Origin of the sequence: Prevotella sp. oral taxon 313, assembly GCF_003043935.1 — a bacterium.
Lineage (GTDB): Bacteria > Bacteroidota > Bacteroidia > Bacteroidales > Bacteroidaceae > Prevotella > Prevotella jejuni.
The window spans coordinates 2,256,397-2,282,024 of record NZ_PYXE01000001.1 but is presented as its reverse complement, the minus strand read 5'-3'; the positions used below and the strand labels follow the sequence as shown (position 1 = coordinate 2,282,024).

The 25,628-nt window shown below is 43.4% G+C and carries 19 protein-coding genes; 10 read left to right on the top strand and 9 right to left on the bottom strand.

The features are described from left to right. The first annotated feature begins 357 nt into the window (after positions 1-357). From AXF23_RS08985 to AXF23_RS08970, 4 genes are all read left to right on the top strand, one after another. Entirely contained in the window at positions 358-1,632 is a 1,275-nt protein-coding gene (locus tag AXF23_RS08985) for a glycosyltransferase family 4 protein (protein ID WP_107625847.1), read from the top strand. Further along, positions 1,629-2,408 (top strand): glycosyltransferase family 2 protein, encoded by a 780-nt coding sequence (locus tag AXF23_RS08980; RefSeq protein ID WP_089365289.1) that lies wholly within the window; start codon positions 1,629-1,631, stop codon positions 2,406-2,408. Before AXF23_RS08985 ends, AXF23_RS08980 begins: the two co-directional genes overlap by 4 nt. 160 nt (positions 2,409-2,568) lie before the next feature. After that, positions 2,569-3,012 carry a hypothetical protein gene (locus AXF23_RS08975; RefSeq protein WP_199222174.1) on the top strand — a complete coding sequence of 148 codons (444 nt, stop codon included), beginning with the start codon at positions 2,569-2,571 and terminating at the stop codon, positions 3,010-3,012. Between the two features lie 460 nt (positions 3,013-3,472). Continuing rightward, positions 3,473-4,690: an anaerobic sulfatase-maturation protein gene (locus AXF23_RS08970; RefSeq protein ID WP_107625058.1), complete on the top strand. Its 1,218-nt coding sequence runs from the start codon at positions 3,473-3,475 to the stop codon at positions 4,688-4,690. A 133-nt stretch (positions 4,691-4,823) separates the two neighbouring features. Here the strand turns inward: AXF23_RS08970 and AXF23_RS08965 are convergent, their stop codons facing one another. From AXF23_RS08965 to AXF23_RS08950, 4 genes are all read right to left on the bottom strand, one after another. Then, positions 4,824-5,828 carry a M23 family metallopeptidase gene (locus AXF23_RS08965; protein WP_107625057.1) on the bottom strand — a complete coding sequence of 335 codons (1,005 nt, stop codon included), beginning with the start codon at positions 5,826-5,828 and terminating at the stop codon, positions 4,824-4,826. Positions 5,829-6,102: 274 nt separating this feature from the next. After that, positions 6,103-8,199: an ATP-dependent DNA helicase RecG gene (recG, locus tag AXF23_RS08960; RefSeq protein ID WP_107625056.1), complete on the bottom strand. Its 2,097-nt coding sequence runs from the start codon at positions 8,197-8,199 to the stop codon at positions 6,103-6,105. A gap of 448 nt (positions 8,200-8,647) precedes the next feature. Beyond that, entirely contained in the window at positions 8,648-9,334 is a 687-nt protein-coding gene (locus AXF23_RS08955) for a 2-C-methyl-D-erythritol 4-phosphate cytidylyltransferase (RefSeq protein WP_107625055.1), read from the bottom strand. Between the two features lie 23 nt (positions 9,335-9,357). Continuing rightward, a complete protein-coding gene (locus AXF23_RS08950) occupies positions 9,358-9,927 on the bottom strand; it encodes a DJ-1 family glyoxalase III (protein WP_107625054.1) in 570 nt (189 codons plus the stop codon). A gap of 134 nt (positions 9,928-10,061) precedes the next feature. On the opposite strand from AXF23_RS08950, the gene AXF23_RS08945 reads away from it, so the two are divergent. The 6 genes from AXF23_RS08945 to AXF23_RS08920 all read left to right on the top strand — a co-directional run bounded on the left by AXF23_RS08945 (position 10,062) and on the right by AXF23_RS08920 (position 17,541). Further along, a complete protein-coding gene (locus AXF23_RS08945) occupies positions 10,062-10,952 on the top strand; it encodes an NAD kinase (protein WP_107625053.1) in 891 nt (296 codons plus the stop codon). Positions 10,953-11,100: 148 nt separating this feature from the next. Continuing rightward, positions 11,101-12,780, top strand: coding sequence for an ABC transporter ATP-binding protein (locus AXF23_RS08940; RefSeq protein WP_009010957.1), 1,680 nt, complete (start codon positions 11,101-11,103; stop codon positions 12,778-12,780). 128 nt (positions 12,781-12,908) lie between these two features. Next, a complete protein-coding gene (locus AXF23_RS08935) occupies positions 12,909-13,841 on the top strand; it encodes a redoxin domain-containing protein (protein WP_107625052.1) in 933 nt (310 codons plus the stop codon). A gap of 530 nt (positions 13,842-14,371) precedes the next feature. Then, the gene (locus tag AXF23_RS08930) at positions 14,372-14,869 is read left to right on the top strand and encodes a hypothetical protein (RefSeq protein WP_107625051.1); all 498 of its coding nucleotides are present in this window, start codon (positions 14,372-14,374) and stop codon (positions 14,867-14,869) included. A 682-nt stretch (positions 14,870-15,551) separates the two neighbouring features. Then, positions 15,552-17,000, top strand: a complete 1,449-nt coding sequence (locus tag AXF23_RS08925) for a hypothetical protein (protein WP_107625050.1) — start codon at positions 15,552-15,554, stop codon at positions 16,998-17,000. A 13-nt stretch (positions 17,001-17,013) separates the two neighbouring features. Further along, positions 17,014-17,541, top strand: a complete 528-nt coding sequence (locus tag AXF23_RS08920; RefSeq protein WP_089365372.1) for a DUF6646 family protein — start codon at positions 17,014-17,016, stop codon at positions 17,539-17,541. Between the two features lie 121 nt (positions 17,542-17,662). Here the strand turns inward: AXF23_RS08920 and AXF23_RS08915 are convergent, their stop codons facing one another. The 5 genes from AXF23_RS08915 to AXF23_RS08895 all read right to left on the bottom strand — a co-directional run bounded on the left by AXF23_RS08915 (position 17,663) and on the right by AXF23_RS08895 (position 25,514). After that, complete coding sequence (locus AXF23_RS08915) at positions 17,663-17,845, bottom strand: hypothetical protein (RefSeq protein ID WP_004358753.1); 183 nt, start codon at positions 17,843-17,845, stop codon at positions 17,663-17,665. Further along, positions 17,835-18,410: a zeta toxin family protein gene (locus AXF23_RS08910; RefSeq protein WP_107625049.1), complete on the bottom strand. Its 576-nt coding sequence runs from the start codon at positions 18,408-18,410 to the stop codon at positions 17,835-17,837. Before AXF23_RS08910 ends, AXF23_RS08915 begins: the two co-directional genes overlap by 11 nt. A gap of 289 nt (positions 18,411-18,699) precedes the next feature. Next, positions 18,700-20,586 carry a glycoside hydrolase family 13 protein gene (locus tag AXF23_RS08905; RefSeq protein WP_370445513.1) on the bottom strand — a complete coding sequence of 629 codons (1,887 nt, stop codon included), beginning with the start codon at positions 20,584-20,586 and terminating at the stop codon, positions 18,700-18,702. A 244-nt stretch (positions 20,587-20,830) separates the two neighbouring features. Further along, complete coding sequence (gene pulA, locus AXF23_RS08900; RefSeq protein WP_107625047.1) at positions 20,831-22,744, bottom strand: type I pullulanase; 1,914 nt, start codon at positions 22,742-22,744, stop codon at positions 20,831-20,833. Between the two features lie 76 nt (positions 22,745-22,820). Beyond that, positions 22,821-25,514, bottom strand: a complete 2,694-nt coding sequence (locus AXF23_RS08895) for a 4-alpha-glucanotransferase (protein WP_089365276.1) — start codon at positions 25,512-25,514, stop codon at positions 22,821-22,823. Between the last annotated feature and the right edge of the window lie 114 nt (positions 25,515-25,628).

Genomic DNA, 25,628 nt, shown 5'->3' with positions numbered 1-25,628 from the left:
CGCCGATACTCTCAACGAGCTTCGGCGCTATCAGTATGTTTAACTAAGAAATCTTTTCTCAATGAAAGGGAACCTCACGGTTGCCTTTGTCATCCAGATTAATCGTTAAACTTTTACCTTAATAAAATAACTAAAAACCTAAATCTATTACTACTAACCTAAACAATCTATTAACCTTTTGACGATGCAAAGGTAGAAGGTTTTCGTCTCTTGTGCAACTGTTCGATGGTCTTTTATATTAAAAACGACCTTTTCTTGATTCAAGTCAACTCTTTGTGTGCGCAAACAATCAATATTTAGCTACTTTTCTTGGCTCTTTCTTGGTTTTCTTGTAACTTTGCTGCAAAGGAAAAGTTAATGAGAATTCTGATTGTAAATACCAGTGAGAAAACGGGTGGGGCTGCTGTTGCAGCCAACCGACTCAAAGATGCTCTGAATAACAACGGAGTTAAGGCAAAGATGTTAGTACGAGATAAACTGACAGATGACATCACTGTGGTCAGTCTTGGGCATGAATGGCGTAACCAATGGAACTTGTTATGGGAGCGTTTCTGCGTATATTGGAACCTTAACTTCTCTCAGAACCATCTCTTTGAGATAGACTTAGCAAACACAGGAACGGACATTACGAAGCTGCGTGAGTTCAAGGAGGCTGATATCATACACTTGTCTTGGATTAATCAGGGCATGCTCTCGCTGAAAGGTATCCGTAAGATTCTTGATAGTGGGAAGCCTGTCGTGTGGACGATGCATGATATTTGGCCCGCAACAGGCATTTGTCATATTACATTAAACTGTCTGCGCTATCAGTCAGCATGTGGTAATTGCCGCTTGTTACCCAATGGTGGATCTACAAACGACCTATCTCATCGGGTCTTAGAACGTAAGAAGAGGATGCTTGAAGGGCGTAACGTCATGTTTGTTACATGTAGCAAGTGGCTTGAGAAAGAGGCCCGCAAAAGTGCAATCCTCGCTGGTCAACAGGTACGTTCTATCCCTAATCCCATTGATACACACGTTTTCCATCCTGCCGACAGCAAGCAAGCTCGTATCAAGACAGGGCTCCCTTTGAATAAAAAGATAATCCTTTTCGCTTCACAACGAGTAACGAATGTGAATAAGGGTATCTCTTATCTTGTCGAAGCATGCCATCAATTGGCTACGAAATACTCAGAGATGGTGGACAACACTGCCGTGGCTATACTCGGAGGACATGCAGAGGATTTAAGAGAAGAGTTCGACTTCGAGGTCTGTGAGTTGGGTTATGTCAATGACACCCAACAGATAGTTGATGTCTATAATGCCTGTGATGTGTTTGTCTTACCATCCTTGTCAGAGAACCTCCCAAATACTATTATGGAGGCAATGGCATGTGGTGTACCTTCGATAGGGTTTAAGGTTGGAGGCATACCAGAGATGATAGACCATCGTGTGAATGGTTATGTCGCTGCAGAACGCAGTGCAGACGACCTCGCAAGGGGTATCCGTTGGATACTTGACGAGGCTGATTATGCAGCCCTTTCAGAGGCTTCGGTAGGGAAAGTACTGCGTTGTTATTCGCAGAGAAGTGTAGCTATGCGATATCTTGAAGTATATAATGAGGCGCTTGCCTATAAGAATTTCCGATTATGATCACATTTTCTATAGTCACAATAACCTATAATGCGGCCTCTGTTCTGGCACCGACACTTGACAGCGTGCTCATGCAGAACTATCCACATGTGGAACATATCATCATTGATGGGGCGTCAACAGACGACACTGTCGCCATTGCTAAGGCTTATCAGCAGCGTTCTGATGAGGCTGAGAATGAGCATATAGTACGCATACAAAGCGAACCTGACGATGGACTCTACGACGCTATGAACAAGGGACTACAGCAGGCAACAGGCGATTATATTGTCTTTCTGAATGCTGGCGACCGTTTCCCAAAGGCTGACACATTAGACAAAGTGGTACTTGCTGCGGTTGTTGGTGATGGAGAGGAGCATCCTGCTGTCCTTTATGGTGATACTGACATCATTGATGAGAAGGGTAATTTCCTTTGTCATCGTAGGCTTAGTCCGTCCGAACGGCTTACGTGGCGTTCGTTCCGTTATGGTATGTTGGTTTGCCATCAGGCGTTTTATGCTCGTTTGGATATAGCTCGCTCGTTACTCTTTGATACCAGTTATCGTTATTCAGCAGACGTTGATTGGTGCATCCGGGTCATGAAGGAGGGCGAACGTCAGCATCTCCTCTTGCGCAATATACATGCTGTTGTGGCCGATTATGTGCAGGAAGGGCAGACAACTCTTCATCATAAAGAGTCGCTTCGAGAGCGTTTTCATGTGATGTGTAAGCACTATGGCTTGATACAGACACTTTTCCTACATGCTTGGTTTGTAGTGCGAAGTGTCATAAAGTAGGATAAACAGGGTGGCTTAAAGGCCCTTAATACGTCCTATTGATTGTTAAGGGCTACAATTTCCATGCTGTTCCTTCGTTTTATATACAGATTGTATTTATTGAGAGGATAGGCCGAAGAAGGACTTTGAGCGTCTCTCTCAACGACTAAAACTTACGATTATGGAAAGAATTAGGATTAAGATGTTAGTTGCTCTGTTGTTTTTATGCCTCTCGGCGACGGCTCAGACAGAGTATAGTGGTATCGCTGGAGCCTCTCCAAGGATGGTGAGAGCAGCGAAGCAGGCTGCTAATAAGCAGGCTAATCATAGTAGTAAGCCAGCTACTACGGCTACCGCTTCGAAGCCTAAGACGGCAAATGAGGGTAAAGTGAATAGTAAGAACGATAACTATGCACCGCAGTCTAATAACAATGAAGCTGGTGAAACAGAGGTGAAAGAGGGCTTTAAGACACTCTCACGTGGCGTGGGTAAGGTCTTTAAACGGGAAGCTAAGTCAGTAGGAGAAGTAACTCGTAGGATAGGCAATGGCAGTAAGAAGTTCTTTAAGAAGCTTGGTAAAGACATCTCAGACTCCTTTAAGCCAGACTCAACAACGACCAAGTAGTTGTCATCTCATACTTTATAAAACGTGTTCCAAGGCTAAAATCATATATTATGGATAGTCTTGTAACACGTTTTTTTTATATCTATACGGTATGATTAATAGCCCTTTGCGCATGTTAATCATGGTGTTCTCGACCCATAAAAACGTCCTTTACAATTCTTCTTTACCCTTCTTAGCAGTTGTCTGGAGGTTTCGGACAAGTCGTCCGGATGCTTTGTACACTTTGTCCGGACGCTTCGGACAAGTTGTCCGGAGGCCTCGGACACTTTGTCCGGACGCTCCGGACAGGTAGAGTAGAGCCTTCTCTCGACTGTTATCTATGGTAGGATTGGCTCGAAATCAGTTGTTATTAGAAAAGAGTTTAGGCTCGAATAGATTGAAAAAGAGCCTTATAAGTAATCTGTAAAGTTTTGTCATTAGTAAATAATTAGCTACCTTTGTTGTCCGAAACAAGATTATTATGAATACCATAGTACCCTTTAGTCATCCCATGTATATCATGCTTAAGCCTGCTGGTTCGCTTTGTAACCTGCGGTGTAAGTACTGTTATTACTTGGAGAAGAGTAAGCTATACGAAGATAATAAGAACCATGTGATAACCGATGCATTGCTTGAGAAATTCATTAAAGAATACATCGAGGCACAGACAACACCACAAGTTCTCTTCACATGGCATGGTGGTGAGACCCTTATGCGGCCTATCTCTTTCTATCGTCGAGCCTTAGAACTGCAACGATATTACGCTCGTGGGCGTCAGATAGACAATAGTATTCAGACGAATGGCATACTCTTAAACGACGAGTGGTGCCGCTTCTTCAAGGAAAACAACTTCCTTGTCGGGGTGTCAATAGATGGTCCACAAGAGTTCCATGACGAGTATAGGCGTACAGCAACGGGCAAACCGTCCTTTAGACAAGTGATGAAAGGTATCGACTTATTAAATAAGTACGGTGTAGAATGGAATGCGCTTGCTGTAGTCAATGACTTTAATGCAGACTATCCGTTGGATTTCTATCACTTTTTCAAGGATATTGGTTGTCGTTATATACAGTTTACACCTATCGTTGAGCGTATTGTTAAGCGTACGGATGGGCTGACCTTAGCCCCTGGAATGCAGGAAGGAGGCGAGTTAACAGACTTCTCTGTAACGGCCGAACAATGGGGGTCTTTCCTCTGTACCATCTTCGATGAGTGGGTACATCATGATGTTGGCGAATATTACATACAGCTCTTTGATGCCACTCTGGCTAATTGGGTTGGGGTCGCACCAGGTATCTGTACGATGGCAAAAGAGTGTGGTCATGCTGGTGTAATGGAGTATAATGGTGACGTCTACTCGTGCGATCATTTCGTTTACCCAGAACATAAACTTGGGAACTTGGCGTCTAAAACCATCTATGAGATGATGAACAGCGACCGACAAAAGGAGTTCTCAAAGATGAAGTATAGGTTACTTCCGCAACAGTGTAGGGAGTGTAAGTATCAGTTTGCATGTCATGGAGAGTGCCCTAAGAACCGTTTTATACGCGATAAGTACGGCAACACGGGCCTTAACTACCTCTGTAAAGGGTATTATCAGTTCTTTGAGCATGTAGCACCTTACATGGACTTTATGAAAAACGAGCTTGAGAACCAACGTCCACCAGCTAATGTAATGAACCAAGTGTTCGGTAGGTAGCTTCTTACTGAGCTTATAAGAGATGAATGTTTGCTTACCTCTTTTTTTGCGTTAACGGTAAGTAAGATATATAAACAGCAACAGCTCCGATAGACAATGTCCATCGGAGCTGTTTGTATAAGGTGTGGAGCGTTTACTTCGTAATCGATAGTAGTTGTCCTTCCGAGACTCTTGTAAATCTGCCTAAGCGGTTCTGACGACACAACTGTTCGATACTGATACCATGTTGTTTGGCTATTGTCTCTAACGTTTCACCGTTGAGAACCTTGTGATAGAATATCTTTCCGTTATCAGATGTAGGCTCTGTACGTGGTGTATAATTAGAGAAATCCGTGTTGTAAGTCCTCTCTTGGCGTGTACTATGGCTTTGGTAGCCTTTACCCTGAATGTTCTCACGAGAATAGCCAAGGCTTGATGATGTACCACGAGCAGCCGTTGCACGTTCTGACTCTTGTGCCACTGTATTGCGATGGAATACGTAGTAGTCGCCTGTTACGTCCTGATTAGCAAAGTCAAAGAAGAGTGCTGGATTTAAGGCAACACCTGCCAAGCGTGTCTCAAAGTGTAGGTGAGAACCTGTTGAACGACCCGTATTACCACCTAAGCCGATAGGTTGGCCTGCACGAACAGTCTGGTTAGGAGATACGATTTGCTTAGAGAGGTGACCATAGATAGTTTCAAGACCATTATTATGGCGTATAACAACATACTTACCATATCCGTTAGCATCGTATTTCACTACACGAACCTTACCAGAAAAGGCTGCACGAATAGTATCACCGATATATACCTTGATATCTAATCCTTGGTGGCGACGACCCCAGCGGCGGCCGAAATTACTTGTAATAACACGACTTGGAGTAGGCATGTGGAAGCCACGTAAGTCTATCTTATAGACATCTGGGAGATTACCTCCACGATGTGCATAGTTGTTATTCCAATCGTTGTAGAGTTCTGATGATGGTTCTTCAATCTCTTCAGCTTCGCGAAGACGGTTGATGACCATTGTGTCTAATGCTTTTGCACGGCGGTCGATAGGTGCCTGACGGGCAAGTAGGTCTTGGGCGTTTGCTGAGTTTGCTGTCAAAGTTAAGAGTGTTGTTAGTGCGAAAGTCCTAACTATTTTCTTAAAAGTCATAATCAAGTTATTTTATTTCTATACTCGGATGCCTTGCGGCACGGGACAGATTTTCATATCCCTTTCTATCGGTAAAGTCATTGAACGACCTTAATAAGAAGGTAGCTTTTTACCGAAAGACTTCGCAAAGATAACGAAAAAATATAGAATAAATTGCAGTTTGCCCATTTTTTTAGCCTGTTTAACAAAGGAATACTACGTATTTTTGCCTGCACATGATTTATGTCAAGTCGCTGAAACAGGGCATTTGAGGCCTATTCGGGGGTGTTATTTTCTATGAAATAGCGGCCCAATTAATATTAGACTTTCTTAACGCTTTGAGCCTCTCCCATAGTAGGTTATACTCTATCTTTTGGCAGGTTGGGTCGTCATCAATAATCTTCTGCGCTTCTTCTCTTGCCATTTGCACAATCTGACCATCACGAGCTATGTCGGCAATCTTGAGGTCGAAGGCGATACCACTTTGTTGTGTACCCTCCAAATCACCTGGTCCACGTAGCTTGAGGTCGGCCTCTGCTATCTCAAACCCATCATTTGTATCACACATAATATCAATGCGTTTTCGTGTCTCCTTGGTGAGCTTGTGGTTTGTGACAAGTATGCAATAGCTTTGGTCGGCCCCACGACCAACGCGGCCACGCAACTGATGGAGCTGAGACAGGCCGAAACGCTGGGCATCAAGGATAACCATAACACTTGCATTGGGCACGTTTACACCTACTTCTATCACTGTTGTAGCAACGAGAATCTGCGTTTGTCCACTGACAAACTTCTGCATCTCCATCTCTTTCTCCTTGTCTTTCATCTTTCCATGAATCTTACTTAGCTCGAACTCAGGGAAGACGTTGCGCATAAACTCAAACCCATCTTCAAGGTTCTTGAGGTCCATTCGCTCGCTTTCTTTGATGAGTGGATAGACAATATAGACTTGTCGACCTAACTGTATCTGCTGTCTTATACCGCTATAAAGGCTTGCCATCTGGTCATCATACTTGTGGATCGTTTGTATAGGTTTACGTCCAGGTGGCAACTCGTCGATGATAGAGACGTCAAGGTCGCCATAGATGGTCATTGCAAGGGTACGGGGTATAGGCGTGGCAGTCATGACTAACACGTGAGGAGGGTTCTCGCTCTTGCTCCATAGCTTAGCTCGTTGCTCCACTCCAAAGCGGTGCTGTTCGTCAACGACAGCCATTCCAAGGTGGTGGAATTGCACTTTATCCTCAATGATAGCGTGTGTTCCTACGATAATATTTATTGATCCGTCCAAGAGACCATCCAATACTTCCTTCCGCTTCTTACCCTTCACGATACCTGTCAGCAGTTCTATGCGGAGGTTCATACCTTTAAGAAACTCCTTGATAGTCTGTAGGTGTTGCTCTGCCAGTATCTCCGTAGGGGCCATCATACATGCCTGATAACCGTTGTCAATGGCTATCAGCATAGACATCAGGGCAACGAGCGTCTTTCCAGAGCCTACATCACCTTGCAACAGACGGTTCATCTGTCGCCCACTTGCCATGTCTGCGCGTATTTCATGCATCACTCTCTTCTGTGCACCAGTAAGTTCAAAGGGCAGGTTATGGGTGTAGAACCAATTAAACTGTGCTCCAATGCGATTGAAGATATAGCCTCGGTACTTGCGTCGATGGTCGCTGGCATAACGGAGGATATTCAGTTGTACGTAGAAAAGCTCTTCGAACTTCAAGCGAACACGGGCACGCTGGGTGTCATCAACCGACTTTGGGTAATGAATCTTGCGCATGGCAGCATCCCGAGAGATAAGATGTAGATGCGAAGTGATGAAGGGTGGGAGTGTCTCATCTAATGGTTCTGTGAGCTTACTGATAAGCATCTTCGTCATTCTCTCTACTGCACGTGAGGTGATACCGGCCTTCTTCATCCTCTCTGTTGTGATGTAGAAAGGCTGTAAACCCATGTCGTTGAGTTGCAGCTGACCCGCATCATCGATGTCAGGGTGCGTGAATTGGAACCTACCATTGAAGTAGTTAGGCTTCCCAAAGATGATGTACTCTTTGTTTATTTGATAGTTTTGATAGATATATTTCGTACCGTTAAACCACACAATATCAACTACTCCATGGCCATCGGTGACGTGTGCAACGATTCGTTTCTTGCGTTTCCCCATCTCAACCTCTTCGTAACTAAGGATCTTCCCTTTGATTTGTACGAATGGCATATCCTGTGAAAGCTCTGATATAAGATAAAGTTTTGTACGGTCAACATATTTGTATGGGAAGTATTCCAACAAATCTCTATAGGTATGAATACCAAGTTCTTTGCCCAGAATCTCCTTTCGGTGCGGTCCTACACCGGGTAAATACATTATGTCTTGCGATAGTATATCCATTCGTTTTACTCTGAATTGGGGTATTAGAATCCGTGTTTAGGATTCTTGATGTTTGTTTTTTCTATAGCAACCAACAATGGGTAAACTTGTTAATCGGCCTCTCTGTGGGGGGATAAAGTCTTCTCTTTGGGTAGCGAGATGAGTGAATAAAACCGTTGTTCAGTCCTAGTTTTTATATAGTCCTTTGCTTACTGCGAATTATTTTCATGACAAGAAATATTTTTTTTCACGACAAGAAATATTTTTTTTCATGAAAATAATTTCTTTTTTTCATGAAGATAATTCGGTGATAGGACCTTTCACACTTCTTATTCCTATGTTCTTTGTCCTTTTATAATGCTGTTTATCAGGATAAAACATCCTTCTTACGCCTCCACCCACTTGTCTTTTTCGTCCGTTAGTAGCCACTCTTCAATTTTTATCCGAGGTTATGAACATAGTATAACGCCTACAGCTCTAAAAGAACCTCAGCCACTTTCAAATCGAACGGAGTAGTTATTTTAATGTTCTCACGATTGCCTTCCACCATTGTCACCACTTGTCCGAGTCGTTCAACAACGCTCGCATCATCGGTGAAATCGGCACTTTCGTCTTGTTCGTATGCCTGTTTGATAAGCTGAATGTCAAAGACCTGTGGCGTCTGTACGGCTTTGTAGTCGCTACGCAGTACGTTTCTTCCACTTTGAGAGTCACCGATAAAACGCAAGGTGTCCGTAACGGGTAGCACTGGGATAACCGCTTTGGCTGTCTCTGCAGTATCGAAGCAGCGTGAGATGGTATCACAGGAGACGAAAGGACGCACTCCGTCGTGGATGGCAACAAGGCCTACAGCATCGGTAGGAATCATTGATATGCCGTTCTTACACGACTGAAAGCGACTTGCACCACCATCGGCCAACTGATAGTCCTCGTCGAAATGATACTGTTCGCACAACTCCTGCCAGTAAGCTTGTTGTGTTTTCGGTAGGACGAGGATAACCTTTAAGTCCTTGTCGTAGGCATGGAAGCGGCTAATGGTGTGCATGAGGACAGGCTTCCCACCCACAGGAAGAAACTGTTTAGGGATGTCTGCCCCCATGCGCAAGCCCTTTCCGCCAGCGACAATGATGGCATATTTTGACGTAATATGAGCCACTGTTCTACGCTATAAAATATGGTTTATGAATTAAGAAGACGGTCGTAAATCATACCCTTCTTTATCTCTTCCACCTTCTCAGCAGGTAGGAAATAGCTTAGAAGTTTATATCCGTAAGGGAAGGAAGCGGCAGGACCTGCGCCAGTTGTTACATTTCCGTCCTCCTGAACAAGTGCTCCTGTGTACTCAGCATCCTCACCTAAGTAGCTTTCCATACCTGGATAGATGGTTGCCTTCTTACCTTTTAGCAAGCCAACAGATGCCAATACCAATGGAGCAGCACAGATAGCAGCAACGCGTTTACCCTTCTCAAACTGCGCTTTAAGGGCATTGCGCACGCCTTCGTGCTCATTTAAGTTCTTTGAACCAGGCATACCGCCAGGTAACATCAGCAAGTCTGCATCCGAGAAGTCGGTTATGTTCTCGAAAAGGAGGTCGGCCTTAACGACGACACCATGTGAAGATTCAACGAGATTGCTGCCAGTCACGCTAACCATCTTAACCTCTATGCCCCCACGACGTAGGATGTCAACAGGCGCTAAAGCCTCTACTTCTTCGAAACCATTAGCCAGAAACTCATATACCTTAGCCATAATTATTTTGTTTTTAAGTAATAAATCCAATTAAAATCTTTACTTTTGCAAATGAATAGTGTCTGCAAATATACTAAATAATCATGGTATTGTGTGGCTTGTAAGACTAAAAGAATTAAAAAAGATACCGTTTTATGGCAGAAAGGAAACTTAGTTTTGCTGTCTTCGGCAATGCTTCCAAGGCTTTTGACTCGCATCAGATAACTGAAATCTTAGGTTATCTGTGGGCGCATGAGGCTGATGTATATATTGAACAGAACTTTTATAATAGCCTACAAAAGGAGCTTAAGAAGTCAATTTCTATAGCGGGTGTATTCGAGGGGGTAAACTTTGATGTCGATTTTGTCATCTCCTTAGGTGGCGATGGTACTTTTCTGAAGGCAGCAAGTAAGGTTGGTCCCAAGCAAATACCTATCATAGGCGTGAATATGGGACGGTTAGGTTTCCTCGCAAATGTTGCTCCAGAAGAAATTAAAGACGTACTTGATAATGTCTTTGAAGGAAGATATGAGATCGAGGAGCGTGCTGTTATCCAACTTGAAGCAGACGGAAAGGCCCTTGAGAACTGCCCTTTTGCCTTGAATGATATTGCGATTTTGAAACGTGATAATGCTGCGATGATATCGATTAAGGCAAGTGTTAATGGCGAATACTTAGTAACTTATTTAGCTGACGGACTCGTTATCAGTACGCCGACAGGCTCAACAGCTTACTCATTGTCGGTTGGTGGTCCGATTATCGTACCTCAATCAGGCATTTTAAGTATGACTCCTGTTGCCCCACATAGTCTGAATATTCGTCCGATAGTTATCAGTGATGAGGCTGAGATAAAGTTGGAAGTAAAGAGTCGAAGCCACAACTTCCTCGCAGCTGTGGACGGTCGGTCAGAGAAACTCAGCGAGGGTGTGACGCTGAAGATAAGGAAAGCGCCCCATAAGGTGCGTATTGTGAAGGTCTATGGGCAGCGTTTCTTCTCGACACTACGCGAGAAGTTGATGTGGGGAGCGGATACTCGTCAGCTTTAGGAAGGCTGGTTGTTAGTGAGAAAAGGCGGTGATAGGCTTTTTAGTTAGGCTGGTTTTCATAGCTGTCCTAGTTTCCCTAGTTATCCTAGAGAGGCTAGTAAGGCTAGTTACTCATGGCTATCAAAAAAAATAAAGATAAGAAACAATAATGCTAAACAAGATAAAGAAACTCTTTCAAATCCCTGAAACGCATTACACAAGTAAGCAGATATTCCGCTGGTTGTGGAACGCCTGGCGTGGTAATCGTAAGCAGGCTGTATTGAATGCAGTGATAGGTATTCTCAGCGTAGGCGTCTCCTTGGCTACTGTATGGGCTGTTCAGCATGCCATTGACGTGGCATCTCATGCCAGAGAAGGCAGCATCTATGTGGCAGTGAGCATTATGGGGGCTTTAATACTATGTGATTTCGCATTGAATATAGCCTCTGTATGGGTGAGAAACCTATTAGGAATCAAAGCGCAGAACCGTATGCAACAACGCATGCTCGACCGTATTCTACGCTCTGAGTGGCATGGAAAGGAGCGTCATCACAGTGGTGACGTGCTCAACCGACTGGAGATAGACGTTGCTAACGTGGTGAGTTTCCTCACAGAGACTATCCCTAATTCAATCTCAACATTGGCGATGTTCCTCGGAGCCTTCTTCTATCTGATGTCGATGGATTGGCGTCTTGCTATCATCATCGTCGTTATGATACCGCTGTTTGTCCTTATTAGTAAGGTCTATGTACGCCAGATGCGACGTTTGACACGTGAGGTTCGCGACTCAGACTCCAAGGTTCAGAGTGTCTTACAAGAAACTATTCAACACCGAATGCTCATCAAGACACTTGAAAGTGACGATATTATCGTTGGTAAGTTAGAGGGAACTCAACACGAGTTGCGCCGTAAGGTAGTGCGAAGAACAAAGTTTTCTGTCTTCTCAAACCTCGTTTTGAACTTTGGTTTTGCCTTTGGTTATCTTGTTGCTTTTACGTGGGCAGCCCTCCGAATGTCGGCTCATTCGTTGACATTTGGCGGTATGACGGCCTTCTTACAATTAGTAAATAAAATCCAAAGTCCTGCTCGTCAGCTCACGAAGCTGGTTCCTGCTTTCGTCTCAGTGTTCACCGCCTCAGAGCGACTCATGGAACTTGAAGAGAACCCATTAGAGCAACAAGGAGACCCGATAGAGGTTGTTGGTCCTTGCGGCATCCGTCTTCGTCAGGTCAGTTATCGGTATGATGATGGCGAGCGGGAGATATTAAAGAATCTTGACTTCGACTTCTATCCAGGCTCTTGTACGGCTATTCTTGGCGAGACAGGGGCTGGTAAGACGACTCTTGTACGTATGCTTCTTGCTTTGTTGAAGCCTAATACAGGCTCTGTGGAGATTTACAATGACAAAGAGAGCAAGGAGTTGACACCATTAATGCGTACTAATTTCGTCTATGTCCCACAGGGTAACACGCTTCTTAGCGGTACTATCCGTGAGAACCTACTCCTTGGTAAGGTCGATGCAACGGAGGAAGAGATGATAGAAGTACTAAAGAAGAGTTGTGCCGACTTTGTCTTTCACCTCCCCTTGGGCCTCGACACCCTCTGTTCAGAGCAGGGAGGAGGACTTAGTGAAGGACAGGCACAACGCATTGCCATAGCCCGCTCGTTGTTACGCGACCGTAGTATCATGATATTCGATGAGGCTACATCGGCCTTAGACCCGCATACTGAGCGTGAACTCTTGGGTAATATCCTCTCTAATCATGATAAGACAGTGATATTCATCACCCACCGTCCGGCTGTTGTAGACTATTGTGACCAGACATTAACCATAGAAAAAATACAATAATGTACTTGCGTTATTCAAAATAAGGTCGTATATTTGCAACACTACTGAAAGCTGAGAGGAGTACTAAAAACTGTAAAGTCCATTGTTATTATTGGTAGATAGAAAAAGAAAACAGAATCAGATTAGATATGAAAAGAATTCTTTTAGCCATTGTTAGTGCGTTTCTTATGTCAGCACCAATGGCTTTTGCGCAGACAACAAACGTCGAACAGACTACGGATTTAGATGCTAAGTATGCCACGAATATGCTCAAGCCAGGTACACGTGCGCCTGAGTTTAAGTTGAAGACATACGATGCTAAGGACATAATGTTGAGCCAGTATCGTGGTAGCTACGTGGTATTGGATTTCTGGGCAAGTTGGTGTCCAGACTGTCGACGTGATATTCCGGCAATGAAGGCCCTTTACGAGCAGTTCCGTGATTATGGAGTGCAGTTTATTGGTATCTCTTTTGACACCGACCGTGAGGTCTGGGCGCAGACTTACTGGGGTAAGTATCAGATGCACTGGACACAGGTGAGCGAGCTGAAGAAGTTTAGGAAGAACACAGTTATCGACAAGTTGTATAAGATAGATTGGATTCCTTCAATGTATCTCATCGACCCAGAGGGTAAAATAGTTATGGGTACGGTTGAGATAAGTAAGCTGAAAGCGAAGTTAGAGTCCCTTTCTCTGACTCCACAGGTTAGTAAGACTGAAGTGCTCCCAACCTTTGAAGGTGGTCAGGAAGCTATTAATAACTATTTTGCACAGAGTCAGCGGCGTAGCATTCAGTCGTTCCGTTCAAAGGTGCATGCCGAGATGACTGTCGTCTTCAACGTCGAGATGGATGGCACAGTCACTGGTGCTCGTGTCGTGGAGGTGAAGAACGTGAAGGGAACAAGCAAGCATTTCATGAAGATGGAGGCTGAGAAACAGAAGCGAGTATTGGACAACTGCGTTGAATACTACAAAGAACAGGCCGTTCGTCTTACTAACAATATGCCTAAGTGGAACCCTGCTATGCAGAATGGTAGGCCTGTTAAGAGCAAGACAACAGTTAATATTGTCTTCCAGTCATAGGCTAATTAGACTGCAAGCAAATCTTAAATATGATACAGAAGGCTGTCCTAACGAGGGCAGCCTTCTACCTTTTTATACCTTGAACATTGGATCTCTCGATTTTTTTTCATGAGAAGAAATAATTTTTTTCATGAAGAAAAATATTTCTTCTCACGTAAATAAATATTTTTCTTCATGAAAATAATTTCGAAAGCGCAGTGAGGTAGTGGGATAGTCGTTTGTAGGAGAGTAAGAAAAGATGGTTTTTTACCACAGTAGAAGACGAGGAGAAAGGCTCATAATGAGGGCGACGTCCTATCTAAGTCGACGCTTATTGAAAGGCTGAAGTCGTGTTGGTAGATAGAGAAAAGACGGGTCAGAAAGGTTTTTGTTGAGCAATGTTTGGAAACAAGAATATTAATGCTTACTTTTGTGAAAGATATATGAAGGGTAGGTTACGGCCGATAGTCGCACTGTTTTACGGTGTCTTACATTTCGATATAGTTAGTAGGATAGATTGATAATGTCTGACTTTTTAAATTTTTAGAAGGATGAATAAGTTATTATGGTTATGTGGAATAATTGCCTTCGCAGTCGTCAGTTGTACAGAAGGTAATCGAGGTAGTATCAAGGAAAAGGATGCACTCGGGATGTATGACTCCGTTCTTATTGAACGTGATCCCGGCTTTAGTTGCCGTCTTACGGAGGATTATTGGATGTTATATAAGGATGGAACTGTAACGAAATGTACGCGATCTGTATTTGCATCTGACGATGGTAAAGACACTGTCAGAACTGTTCGTTTTAGTGACGCCAATGGTCGGAGAGTGCAATATCTTATTGACGATATATACGTCAAGGGTACTGCAAAGGACATTGTGGCTGTAGAAGATAACAACTATTGCAGTGATTTGGGTGGACTCTACATTTATTTCTATTATCCGGGAAAGACTGTTCAATATCAATATGACTGGGGACAGACCGGAGTAAAATACTCCTCCGAGTTCAAGAAACTCATGAAACTGTTAAAGGTGTATGATGCTGAATAGGGAGAAAGACGTATAAAAGCAGCGAGAAGAGCGTTTGTACTGCCTCTCTGTTGTGTTTATAGATGAGTTATCCGACTTCTCATTTGGCATGGTCATTCTACTTTATTATTTCTGTCTTTCGTTGCTCCCTAAACAGCTTGAAATGTTCATGGAAATAGAGAACTCTGCCAATGCGCTGAGTCTGTATTCGATATGATTTCTTTTTATCTAAAACAAAAGTTGCTGTCACTGCTGTCATTCAAAGTCATCATCTAACTGTTTAGTTTACAGTAGGCTTACACGAAGTGTTAAATGTGACAGCAAACAAAAATAAAACTTATTCTTGTATACTTTGAATAAGTATCTATTATTAGAGAGCCTTCATTATTACATGGCTCTGGAGAACCTTGTATATCTATTAAAAAACTTTTTTAAGGAGTGAATAAGTTGTATGCAATAATCTTTCAAAACCTCTTTATGGTCAATAGATTAGGTTAATTTGGATGAAAATAATAGGAGGCAGTGAAAGTTTCTTTGATTTATTTGTAACTATCCAATAAAAAATGTACTTTTGTGTTCAGTAAGTTAAAACTCTAAAAGGAGGATGAAGAGAACCTAAAATTATATAGTGTAACGAACTTTTAGATAGTTTTTTAAAATATAAAGACAATCTTAATCATTAACTATTAACGATAAAGTAATTATGAGAACTCTGCTATTATGTGTTATTGCGTTGTGCTCTCAGGTGATGAGTATGACTGCTCAGGTGACAGGAAGAATAGAGTATCCTCACCGTGCTGACTATGAAGATCAGGTCGTGTTGCCTGTGGATGACAAGGGACTGGTCATTCAGTCGTTTGCTAAGGACAGCAAGGAGGGTAAGCGTTACTTCAAGACAGAATTTTATTCAACCGCAATGAAGTTGATAAGTACCGATTCAATATTGATTGATAAGGGTATGTATTTCTATTCAGATGTGGTTGAGAGTGGTGTGCTTTATACTGTTTTGCGCCAGAAGGATGGTTCGTTTATGATCGTTGCTTTCAATCCTGCAACACATAAAATAACCACAACGGATGGTGAATATACCCGTAAAGGATCGATGAGAAATCTCGTTATTGCAAATGGATCAGTCGTTTTCAGTTCAACACAGAAGAAGTTAGACCGCATTGGTATCATTGATTTGAAGACGGGTAACTGTCGATTTACTGATATTCACTTCCCAAAAGTGAAGGATAAGAATATCTTTGTGCTTGAAAATACCGTGATAGACAATACTATCTATGCGTTGGTAGGAGTAGAGACCGATGTCTATCTGCTACGTTTAGATATGCAGGGCAATCAGTTAGGAGCAAACAATCTCACTGCTGATATTGCCGAACGAATCATCTCGGCATCAGTTTCAAAGGCTGGAAATAGGTTCTTTGTCACAGGAACTTACTCTAAATCGAAGAAAGGTGGGGCTGAAGGTATCTTCTTCTCAGAGCTGAAAGACGATAAGTTTAATAATATCAAGTTCTATAACTTCTTAAAGTTGAAGAACTTTACGGAGTATATGAGCGACCGTAAGCAAGCAAAGATTGAACGCAGAAAGGAAAAGGCAGAGAAGGCTGGTAAGGAGTATTCGCTGAAGTATCTGATGGCTTCTCATCGTATTATGACGGATGGTAAGGATTACTTCTATCTTGGTGAGGCTTACTATCCAGTTTATCGTACAACCTGGATTGGTAATACCATGATTACAACCTTCGCTGGTTATAACTATACACACGCTGTTCTTGCAAAGTTTGATGTTGCAGGTAATCTGCTTTGGGATGAATGTTTCCCTATGGAGCCACGCCTCATGCCGATGTATGTGAAGCATTTTGTTTCTGCAAGTATGAAGGGTAACAATGTGAATCTTCTCTTTACTGATAAGAACAGATTGGTATCAAAGCTCTTTAGGAATGCGGATGGAAATGTGATTCAAGACCGTACATCAGAGATTATAGAAACGGATAATGAAGACGAAGATGTTAAGAAGATGCGTTATTCTAACTCTCAGTACTGGTATGGAGATAACTTCCTTGTCTATGGAACGCAGGTGGTGAAGAATACTAAGACTGGTGAACGCCGTAAAGTGTTTGCTGTTACAAAGTACACTATAAAATAATTGAGCTATGAAGATGATGAGAAATGTAGATAAATTCCGCCTCTTTCAATGGCTTTTACTGCTTGGTTGTCTGCTTTGTGTTCCGCATAGCGCACAGGCACAGGCGTGGGACGGAGAAGGAGATATTAAGGTTTATGCTGGTTATGCCAATGTTGGAGGAAGGTCTGGTATAGAGTTGGGCAGCGATTATGCGCTTAGCGACTTTGTCTCAGTAGGCGGACAGCTAACTTATGTCAACGTGAAGGACTATGACGAGGGACGTGATAGAGCCTTTATGGGGTATGATTTCAGCTTGACGGGTAACTATCATTGGGCTGAAGTACTGAAACTACCCTCCGTACTGGATATTTATAGTGGTGTTTCCGTCGGCTTGCGAACAGCTGGTTTGCAGGCAGGTGTACGCTATAACTTTAGTGAGACATTCGGACTTTATGGGCAGGTGCGGCAGAATCTCTTCAAGACTTTTGGCGATGATGTGGAACATGGGCGCGTCTATCAAGGCAAAACAGCACTCTCTGTGGGTCTGACTGTTACGTTTTAAAGCTATTTGTCCACTACTGTTTTGTGATGTTTGAATGTCAGAGTAGTGAAGTTCGTGTGGCAAATAAACAATAAAGGCTATCGGAGTTTCGGATAGCCTTTATTGGATGATAATAGGCTTTTTATTGATACTGACGGTGTCTGGCAATAATGTCTTTCGCTGGAATGCTAACAATATTACCGTTTTCATCACAATTGATGACAGGTTCATTTTTGGCAGCTTTCTCTTTTAACAAGATTCGTTCTGACTCAATGAATCCTTCTTCAATCGTTTTTAAATAGGCTTCTATTTCTTTATTTGACATAACTTCTTATCTTTCTAAATTTTACGTCATTACTAATTCTGGTTCTTATACTATTTCCTCCAAAAGCAATACGCTCTTTAGGTTGTATGCTATTATCATATATTGACCATATATCAACCTTATTCATAAACAAGTTAAATAGGTTTGATATTCCCAATACATATTTTCTGTATATTATGTCTTTAGGAATGTTGTGTCCGCTATTTCTTACTCTTTCTGTTACACGTATGCTTGCAAGCTCTGGTGATGGTAGCCAAAAGAATAAGAGATTGACTACGAATCCTCTTTGATGTGCCTTCTCTATGAGTTTTATATAAGAGCGAGTAGCAAGTGTTGTTTCAATAGAAAATGACTCATCTTTGCTTAAGAGGTAATCTATTCGTTGAAGCATCAACCTTCCTGCTTCAATGGCTGCACCTTCAGGGTTGAGTGGTGACAATCCTTTTGCTATTTCATCGGCATTGACAAACTCCTTTACCAAAAGAGTTTTTGGTAATATTGTCATAGAGGCAGTTGTCTTTCCAGCCCCATTACATCCTGCTATGATATATAAATGTTTTACCATTCGATGCAAAGATAATCTTTTATTATGAATAAAACAAGTGAGTAGCCTTTTTATTAATAGGTCATTTCTTTTTTGTTCCTTTAAATTTGTACCTAAAAATCGATTGTGTTTGTAATAAGTTCTTGGTATGTTTGAAGGCTATATTTACTCGATAAGAAAGAAAAATAAAGGCAATAGCAACCAAATAGAGTCAGTAGCTATTGCCTATATATTGCGTGTATGAAAAGTTTTTGTGCTATTGTCTAATGCGTAATTAATAATTATATAATCCTTCTAACTTACAGAGGAATTAGAAGCTGAGCACCATTGCTTGTCGTTGTACCAAAGGAATGTTCTTTGTAAGGTCTACGGTAGCACCTGTAAGGACATCGGTTGCAGTGGTATGTGAACCAATTACTTCGGCATAGCGGGCTACATCGACTTGGTTGTCAGCTTTCTTACCATTGAGGATGGTGAGGACCGTCTTGCCATTATGTTGACGAGCAAGTACATAAACACCATGGTGAGGAATGAATTGTGTCTGAGAACCGTTGATGATTACATCGTTGTTCTGTCGCCAATGGAGTAGGCGACTGGTCCAATCAAACATAGCATTCTCGGCTTTGGTGCGGCCTTCACGTGTGAACTTGTTGACCTTATCGCCAGGGAAACCACCTGGGAAGTCTTGTCGCACATTACCATCTGTTTCCGTTTTTGTACCGTTCATCAGAATCTCGGTACCATAATAGAGTTGTGGAATACGCTTCATAGTCAGCAAGAGAGCGTATGCCTGCTTTAAAGCCGTTGAGTCCTTGCCATTGCCAAGGTAGCGGTCAGTATCGTGATTCTCAATGAATGCCATCACAGAAGATGGGTCAGTGTAGAGGTAATCATAGCAGAGAGAGTTGTAAATGCGGTTCCATCCCTTCCACCAATCATCTGTTTCCTCGTTCTTTGCCTGCGAAAGACGATCGAAGAAGGCGAAGTCCATCACCGTTTTTAGATTGCTGTCAATGTCAGAGAGTTTGCTGTCTTTCTGCCAAGCTGCCGTATAAGCAGGTTCTGTTACCCATGTTTCGCCAACGGTGTTGAAGTTAGGATATTCCTTGTTGAGCACCTTCATCCAATCAGCCATGGCTTGTCGATCTGCGTAAGGATAAGTATCCATACGGATTCCATCAATGCCTACGGTCTCAATCCACCAAATAGAATTCTGAATCAGATACTTAATAACGTGCGGATTACGCTGGTTGAGGTCAGGCATAGAGGGTACAAACCATCCGTCAACAGTCTCTTTCATATCCACTTTGCTGGCGTATGGGTCGAGAACTGGTGTAAGCTTGTAGCTTGTTTGTAGCCCATAGTTAGGACTGTTAAACCAATCTTTTGATGGATAGTCTTTGATTGTCTTGCCGTTTTCATCAATGCGTGTACCCTTAGCCCATGGGTGATAGTCTCCACAATGGTTGAAAATCATATCCATTACCACCTTTAAGCCCTTCTTATGACATTCGTCAACGAGGGCTTTATACTCCTCATTCGTACCGAAGCGAGGGTCAACACGATAGTAGTCGGTGGTCGCATAGCCGTGGTAAGTACTGTTTTTACCATTATCGGCAGGGCGATCATTCTCCAATACAGGGGTGAGCCAGAGGGCAGTAACACCAAGGTCAGTGAAATAGTCGAGGTGTTGGCGGAGTCCTTCAAGGTCGCCTCCGTGTCGAAGACTTGGCTCATTGCGGTTGCAGAGCTGGTCTTCCATCCCTTTGATTACATCGTTCTTTGGGTTACCATTGGCGAAACGATCGGGCATCAACATATACAAAACATCCGATATATCGAAGCCTTTGCGGTCTGCTCCAGCCATCTCACGTGCCTTTAGTTGGAACTTCTTAGTTGTTTTTTTACCATTCTTATTAGAGAAGGTAAGGTTTATCTCACCCGGTTTCGCACCTTTTAAGTTAAGATAAACAAGGAGGTAATTAGGTGAGTCGAGGCGTACAAGCGAGTCAATTTTTACGTTAGGATAGTCTGTTGTGACGTCTGCAAACTTAATGTCCTTGCCATACACCATCAGCTGCAGCGTTGGGTCCTGCATATCAGCAAACCAGTTAGTAGGGTCAATGCGGGTTACGTCGGGTGAAGCTGTGCGTTTATTGGCTTTCTTAGGAGCTGCCGTACTATTCTGAGCGGTCATAGATGTTGATAAGAGAAGTAAGAATAAAAGCGTCTTCCAAATCTTTTGAAAGTGTGAAAGAGTAGGATAGTTCGTCATTTGTTAGAGGTTTATAATAGGTAATTTGTTCTGCTGTGGTATTGGGCTTATTAGCCTAATTAGCCTAATAGGGCCAATAACCCCAATATCCTTAACAGCTATTAATAATCTGCTGAATGGTCAGCACTCCTCCTTTCGTGGGAGGAGTGGGGGAGAGGTCAGCTTCTTAGTTATGGAGGATAAGGGCAGACTGGCCATCAACCATTACCTCGCCACCTTCCATCTGACCTAAGCCAGCCTCATTCACCTCGCCATTAGCGCACACAATAGTGTACTGTCCCTTAGGGATATTGACGGTGCGAAGCTCCTTGTTAGCATTGAGGATGACGTATATATCCTTCCATTTATCCCCACCAGCATGGTCTTTTAGACGGAAGGCAACCAAACAATCCTGTACAGGGAGGAACTCAAGATGCTTGCGAACGAGGTCGGCTTTGCCCAATCGGAAGGCTGGATGATTCTTGCGAAGACTGATGAGTCCACTGTAATAGTTGAATACCTGCGGATAAGTCTTGAGGTTATTCCAATCGAGGTGATTGATACTATCGGGTGAATTATACGAGTTATGCACCCCTTTCTTATCACGTAGCATCTCCTCACCAGAGAGCATAAATGGTACACCCTGCGATGTGAAGATAGCCGTTTGGGCAAGTTCATTCAGACGAATCAGCTCATTCTCGTCATATTCAGCCTCTGGAATAGAAGCTTTCAGACGGTCGACAAGACACATGTCGTCGTGGCAGCTAACATAAGAAATCATCTGAGTTGGCTCAAGGGCGTATGGTTTCTTAGAATAGTTCACCTTCGAGTAGTCTACCTGTGGGTGCTCAATCATACCAGCAATACCCGCCTTCAAGCTTTCTTCCAAGCCTGTAATACCACCAAGGAAACCGGGCTTGTGGTCGTCAGAGAACGGTCCACGCAAGGCATCACGGATGTCATCAGAGAAGGCCGCAATACCAGGCATCTGTGGGATAGCAGCTTTCACAGCCAACTTATCGTGAGGGTAAGCACACGTACCAGCGCTCCATCCCTCTCCATAGACAAATATCTCTGGGTCGATAGCATTAAGTTCACGACGTATATCATTCATCGTCTCAATGTCATGCACACCCATAAGGTCAACGCGGAAGCCATCGATATGATACTCATTCACCCAATACTTCATTGATTCCAACATATACTCGCGCATCAAAGGACGCTCACTTGCCGTCTCATTGCCGCATCCCGTGCCATCAGAAGGAGTACCATCAGCTTTGTATCGATAGTAGGCTTTAGGATAGGTACGCTCGAAGTTGCTGTTCGCAAGGTCGAAGGTATGATTATAAACAACGTCGAGGATCACCCTGATACCCGCCTTGTGCAATGCTTGTACCATCTGTTTAAACTCCAATATACGGCGTGTTGGCAGATTGGCATCGTATGAGTAGCTACCTTCTGGTACGTTATAGTTCAATGGGTCATACCCCCAATTATACTGTGGGACGTCAGGCTTGGACTCATCTATCGAAGCAAAGTCGAACGAAGGGAGGATATGTACAGCGTTGATACCCAACTTCTTCAAATAGTCAATAGCCTTTTTCTCAGTCAGAGCAAGGTATTTACCCTTGTGCATCAAGCCCGATGAGGGGTCAATAGAGAAGTCACGATGATGCAACTCATAGATGATAAGGTCTGCCGGACTCTTAGTTGGCACACGACGGTCGGTCTCCCAGCCTGTAGGGTTAGTCTCCTTCATATCGACGACGGCACCACGTCCACCATTACAACCTACGGCCTTGGCAAAGACACCGGGTGTTTCGCCATGTCCGATATCAAAGGTATAGAACTTACCTTTGAGGTCTCCCTTCACAGTAGTAGTCCATGTGTTATCGCCACTCTGCGTAAGTTTAACCTTCTTGTAGGCTTTTCCACCTCTTCCTGACTCATAAAGGCGAAGCGTTGGTTTGTTGGGAGCGTTAAGTCGGAAGGTTGTTTCGTTAGGAGAATACGTCATCTCGTTAAAGCGTTGTTGTGCAGCAACGCTCTGTGAGAGTATAAAAGCGGCCACAGAAGCCGCTATGTTATATTTGAGTTTCATTGGGTGTTGGGTGTTTAGTGATAAGTGATGATGGATCGTTATAATGACTTATAACGGCCATCATCACCTATTCTTATTAGCGAGCAGCCTGATAGATCAGGTCTGTTATCTGCTCATTGAATGTCTTATTCTTCATCAAGTCTTCAATACTAACGTGCATACGATAACGCCAGTAATGCTTTGGATTAGACGGAACATTGATACGCTCGGCATTAGGGTCAGCCAGACGCAATTCCTCATCAATGCTCATCCAGTCTTGAATACCGAGGATGCAGAGTAGACTTGGGGATGTCAGGTGACGGCTAACGATATCTCTTGCCAACCAACCTGGTAATGGGTGAGGAGCAGGACCACCACGATGTAGCATGCTGTTGAAGTAGTCTTGCGTACGTTCCCAGTCTTCATCCCACCACTGACGTAGGGTAGCCATGTCGTGAGTAGATATGGTGCTAACGCTGCGGTAAGGGTTCTCACTGAGATAGCCAAAGCGCACCTTCGGGTTCTTAGGCATACTTTGAATCTCAAGACTGAGGATACGAAGCTCGTTCATCACCCATGCCACGCAATCAGGAACCATTCCTAAGTCTTCTGCACAGACAAGCATACGAGTTGCATTGACCAACTTAGGTAGTTTCTTCATTGCCTCTTGATACCAGAACTGGTTGTTACGACGATAGTAGTAGTCGTTGTAGAGCTTATTAAAGATAGCCTTATCACTATCGTAGAGTGTCTCGTAAATGAAATCGAACTGTACGCTGATGCGTGGATGGAAGCGGTTTGGATCCTTGTGATCACGAACGAAGAGAACGTCACTAATCAAAGCGTAGAGTCCATCACGCAACCAGATATCTACATCAGAGGTCTTACCAGCAAATGCTTTCTCCACCTTTCGCTGTGTATCAAAGGCTGGACGCATCTTATATCTGTCGCCCCATACGTGTTCAACATACTTTTGTTTCACCTCCTCAGCATGCTCACGGAAAATACGGTCGAGCACCCAGTCTGTTATAAATGGTTCTGTGAATAGTTCCTCCTGCCAATGTAGACCGTAGCCTTCCACCTCCTCACGGCTCATACCGAGTGCTGGAGAGAACTGACCAAGTAGGCCGTGTACCGAATGGATAGGTATTTCCCAAATGCGGAAGAAGCCGAGAACGTGGTCGATGCGGTAAGCATCAAAGTATTTCGCCATATTCTGGAAGCGTCTTACCCACCATTGACATCCGTCTTTAATCATCTCATCCCAGTTGTAAGTAGGGAACCCCCAGTTCTGACCATTTACTGAGAAATCATCAGGTGGAGCACCAGCTTGACCGTTAAGGTTGAAGTAGCGTGGTTCTGTCCATACGTCACAGCCATAGCGATTGACGCCAATAGGGATGTCACCCTTAAGGATAATCTTGTGAGCCTGTGCGTATTCGTGTACTGCTTTGAGCTGACTACTCAGTACGAACTGTACGTAATAGAAGAAAGCCACCTCTTTATATGCCTTGTCCTTAGGGTTAGACAGAGCCTTACGGTCGGCCTCGTCCCATTGTTTATGGTCTGGCCAGTGAGAGAAATCGGCTGTGCCAAACTTGTCTCTCATGTATGAATACTGTGCGTAAGGTACGAGCCAGCTCTCTGTCTCAGCAAAGAAAGTCTTGAAAGCACTGCTTTCGAGCACCTTTTCTCCTTCCTGTTCAAAGAGCAGACGGAGGTATTCTGTCTTCGCATCGTTCACTCGCTCGTAGTCAATCTGTGGTAGAGCGTTAAGCTCCTTACGCAGTTTCTCAAACTTCTCACGCTGTTCCTTATCCTTCAACTCAGGTAGTGAGGTAAGGTCAGCATACTGAGGATGGAGGGCAAAGATAGAGATACAGCTATAAGGATAGGAGTCAGTCCAAGTATGTGTGATAGTTGTATCGTTGATAGGAAGAATTTGCAAAGCCCGCTGATGGGTCATACTCACCCAGTCAATCATCTTCTTCAAGTCGCCAAAGTCGCCAATACCGAAGCTTGTCTGCGAACGGAGAGAGAAGAGAGGGACCAATGTTCCTGCAACGCGAACGGCTGGGAGTGGGAAAGCAGCTTCTGCCAACTCATATACAACAACGTCGCCTTCCTCCATTGTAGGCAATGTCAAGGTGCGATTGTCGCTGTATTCCCATACAATATTCTCATTATTATCATTGTTCTTAATGAGGAACTTCACCTCAATCTGGTCTCCAACGAGTTTTGAAGCATCTAAGGTATAACTCCACTCGTTGATGTTATGCTGTACCATCTTGAGTGCTTTCTTCACATTCCAAGCACCCAATGCAGGTTCAGCACCAACGAGATAGAGCTCATCGGTAGCTCCTAACTGTGGTGCACGCACCTTCAGTGTGACAGCTTTGTTATAGTTATTAAGCTTACATTTAGCTACCTTCTTACCAACAACACAATCGGTGATGGCAGAGGTGTAGAGGTAAGCGTTGTCAGGAATGTCACTCCAGTGGTCGTAAACACGATAGGTCAGGCTGCGTTCTGTATCGAAATCTAATTTATGATGGAGTACGCCCCATTCCTTCCGCTGCTCGTTATCGCCACAGAGAATACTGTAGTAATATTCAATATGCGTTCCAGGCTTAGCGTCCTTCTTCACTTCTACCTCCCAGTGGTAGCCGTCTGACGTGCGCATTCTGTACTGTGAGGCCTCAACAGCCCCGTTATGATGACCTGTAATGATGTTTAAGACAAGGTCTTGACCGTAATAGGTCTGGTAGTCTATGTGAAATTGTATGTTCATAGAGTTGGGTAGTTATTTTGCTTCAAAGATAATAATATTAATTAGAAAAAGCAACACCCATACACATGATTTATATCAATTTATATGCAATCGTTTGCATAGTGACAGATTGGT